The following is a 3311-nucleotide window of genomic DNA, read 5'->3' as shown; positions in this document are numbered from 1 at the left end:
ATATCTCCATCTTGGCTTGTTATTAAATCCAAGACACATTGTTTTAAGTCTGGTCTATGATCCCGAGAATATCCTTTCTTAATAAAAATTGGTCTTTCTTTAATAATTTTTTCTTCTTCCTGTTTCTCTTTATCTTCTTCCCTTTTATATTCTCCATCTAAATGAAATGATGTGGAATCTAAATGGGAGTATTTAAGGTCTATTTTAATTTTTTTAATTACTTCTAAAACTACTTCAATAAAAATATCATTTAGTCCATATTTATATAATTCATCCATTACTCTCCCAATTTTATCATCATTAAGGTAATCAGGTTTAATTCTTTCTCCTAACAATTTCTCAATGGCTTTATCTTGAAAAAACTGACTGAATAAATATAGAGGTCTTGAAACAAATCCTAGTCCATTGATTAAAATAGACTTAACTACTGTACCTGCTGAGATTTTTTCTCTAACATCTATTCCTAATTTATTATTAATTATTTTGACTATTCCTATTTCATCAATTAAACCAGCTACTATCCCTAAATGGTCTAAATTTTTAACTTGTATTTCTTCTAAATAAGACATTTTTCGCTCTTTTTTTACAGAGGAAACAACTTAAACAATTATCCCACTTTTTTGTCTTCAAGAGCTTAAGCAATTATACTTAATTATTAACCCCAGGCTTGTAGTATTTAATGCTACTTTTTGAAGTGCGGAATCTGGGCTAGATAACTGGCGTAGGGGTACACCCCTGTGGGCAGAAATATCCCGTCGTGAGTCGGGAAGCCCACGCTATACTGCCTAGCAGTTAGCGTGGGAGGATGTCACAAAGAGCCTGAGCCGGTTCCTTGGAACATAACCCAAGATAAGAAAAAGTTAACCACAAAAACTGCTAATAAAGCTGTTACTACTGCCGTTGTTGTGGACTGTCCCACTCCTTTTGCTCCCCCAGTGGTGGTGAGTCCCCAACTACAACCAATGACGGCAATTAATCCCCCAAAAGCAACGGATTTAATCACAGAAGTCACTAAATCCCACAATTCTAAAAAGTTACGGATGGAGGTTAAGAAAACATAGGGGGAAATATCGTACAATCCATTGGCAATCAATAATCCTCCTGTCATTCCCGTTATTAAGGAAAGGATGTTCAAAACTGGTAACATCAAACAACAAGCTAAGACACGAGGCACCACTAAATAGTCAACGGGATCGGTTTTGAGCATATATAAAGCGTCAATTTGTTCGGTGACTCGCATTGTGCCAATTTCGGCGGCAAAGGCTGATCCCACTCTTCCTGCCACGACAACCGCCGTTAACACTGGTGCTAATTCTCTGGTTAAAGCTAGGGCTAATACTCCCCCAACAGTTGAAGCTGCCCCAAAACTGATAAATTCCCTAGCAACTTGAATGGTAAACACCATGCCCACAAACCCCGCTGTTATTAAAGCGATCGTCAACGATTCTGGACCGACAACACTCATCTGATCTAAGGTATTTCGCCGATGAATCTTAGTTTTGAGCAGATGAAAGAAAACTTGACCCCCTAATAAAATGGCTGCTATCAATCTCTCAAACCAAATACCGAGTCCTCTTCTTGAATGGTTTGGGTTTGTCATTACTTTTTATGGTTGATGGGTATTTTTACTTTAAAATTTTTTCTTCTTTTTGACCACCAACAGGGCAGGGCAAAAAATAAATTTTTTCTATAACGCTTGAAATCCTTAGAACCCTGTGTTACGATAAATAGTTGTGAGATAAATGGGTCGATGCCCGAGTGGTTAATGGGGGCGGACTGTAAATCCGCTGGCTATGCCTACGCTGGTTCAAATCCAGCTCGGCCCACCACCTATATCTAAACGCCCGTGTGGCTCAGTGGTAGAGCACACCCTTGGTAAGGGTGAGGTCACGAGTTCAATCCTCGTCACGGGCTTTGTACCCTATTGCTAAATTGCAAGCAGTTATCTACAAAATAGGATAGCAGGTAAAATAAATGAGTTCAACCTATCTTGAACAAGCAATCGAAGACGGTCGCGCTAAATTTAGAGGCGAAGGCAAATCTGAGCGTATCCATTATTTTTACTCCTAAAGATTCAAGCAATCAATTGGAATATTTATTAATTATTAATTGTCCATTGTCCATTGATAAAAATTTTTAGCGATGAACTTTCCCATCGGGCATAGTTGCACCCCGTAAAATAACACCAGCCAAGTTAGCACTCATTAACTCAGCACGGGTTAAATTAGCATTAGTCAAATTTGCCCCCATGAGGTTAGCTCTTGCAAAGAAAGCCTCTACCAAGTCAGCATCCGTCAAATTTGCCCCCGATAAGTTAGCCCGACTGAGATCGGCGTGGTTCATCCGTGTTAGGGTTAAATCTGCTTGATTAAGATTGGCACGATTTAAGACAGCATGAGTCAAGATTGCTCCTTTCGCCATGATATCGCTCAACTCAGCCTGAGATAACTGCGCTCTCACCATGTTTGTATTGGTAACCCAGATTCCGCACTTCAAAATGTATTATAAAAAAATACATAGTTTTAAAAAGTCCGAAAATCATACCTGGGCAAGAATATTTCTCTTTTCATTAAATTTTTAGGAAAAATAATCAAATTAAGAAGATTTATACTCATTGAAAACTTAGCAAGACTCAGCACAAACGAAGGAGAGTTTCCTCTTCTCATTTGATATCATTAGACTCTTATTCTTTTATTATTTTTGCTTTATCCAATTCAATTTATAGATAATATCTTTAACAAGATGCAGGTAATAAACTCAATATAAAACGCCTTTCTTCTGTTAAATTGACAATTTGTTTAACTCCGTTTAAAATCACATAATGAATACCTTGAAAACATTGAAATATCCACCTCAAAGTCGGACGCAATGTTACTTTCCCTACTTGATTATTTATTCCTTTTTTGACTCTTTTTAAACAATTTCTTAATTCTCTTTGCCCCAAGTTATAAATCAACAAACACAAAGACATTAAAAATAACATTGTTTCTATTCTTTCTGGTTTTTCAACGAAGAAACTATCAGTAAAAAATAAGGGATCTTTCAAAAATCGAAATCCTCTTTCCGTAGATTGCTGGTTTTTATAAGTTATCAGAATTTCACTAGCTTCTAATTTATTTTCCTCTACTAAGTTAGTTGCTAAAATAAATTTTCCTGCTTCTTTAGTCTTTCTACTTATCTCTTCATCTTTTTTGATGATCAGACTAATCATCTTATAAATCTTTTCCTTTTTTTTCGAGTAAGTTTCAATCAGTTCAACTTCTTTTATTTCCAACAATCTCAATTTTTATTATTAGCTTTAATTTATATTT

General features: G+C 36.1%; 2 protein-coding genes, 2 tRNA genes and 2 pseudogenes. 2 read left to right on the top strand and 4 right to left on the bottom strand.

Annotated features, from left to right (window positions below; all coding sequences use genetic code 11):
- Together CWATDRAFT_RS30705 and CWATDRAFT_RS30700 are read right to left on the bottom strand one after the other, a co-directional pair.
- On the bottom strand, positions 1–569 hold a 569-nt coding region (locus CWATDRAFT_RS30705), incomplete at its 3' end, for an IS1634 family transposase (RefSeq protein ID WP_042712978.1).
- 239 nt (positions 570–808) lie between these two features.
- Positions 809–1600 carry an MlaE family lipid ABC transporter permease subunit gene (locus tag CWATDRAFT_RS30700; protein ID WP_007308595.1) on the bottom strand — a complete coding sequence of 264 codons (792 nt, stop codon included), beginning with the start codon at positions 1598–1600 and terminating at the stop codon, positions 809–811.
- 144 nt (positions 1601–1744) lie between these two features.
- On the opposite strand from CWATDRAFT_RS30700, the gene CWATDRAFT_RS30695 reads away from it, so the two are divergent.
- A tRNA-Tyr gene (locus tag CWATDRAFT_RS30695) sits at positions 1745–1829 on the top strand.
- 13 nt (positions 1830–1842) lie between these two features.
- Positions 1843–1914, top strand: a tRNA-Thr gene (locus CWATDRAFT_RS30690).
- 222 nt (positions 1915–2136) lie between these two features.
- On the opposite strand, the pseudogene CWATDRAFT_RS41230 reads toward CWATDRAFT_RS30690, so the two are convergent.
- Together CWATDRAFT_RS41230 and CWATDRAFT_RS30680 are read right to left on the bottom strand one after the other, a co-directional pair.
- Positions 2137–2487 (bottom strand): annotated as a pseudogene (locus tag CWATDRAFT_RS41230) (pentapeptide repeat-containing protein); the annotation flags it as partial.
- A 247-nt stretch (positions 2488–2734) separates the two neighbouring features.
- Positions 2735–3286 (bottom strand): annotated as a pseudogene (locus CWATDRAFT_RS30680) (IS1634 family transposase); the annotation flags it as partial.
- Positions 3287–3311: the final 25 nt, after the last annotated feature.

Source organism: Crocosphaera watsonii WH 8501 (assembly GCF_000167195.1).
Taxonomy (GTDB): Bacteria; Cyanobacteriota; Cyanobacteriia; order Cyanobacteriales; family Microcystaceae; genus Crocosphaera; species Crocosphaera watsonii.
This window is presented reverse-complemented; position numbering and strand designations above follow the sequence as displayed.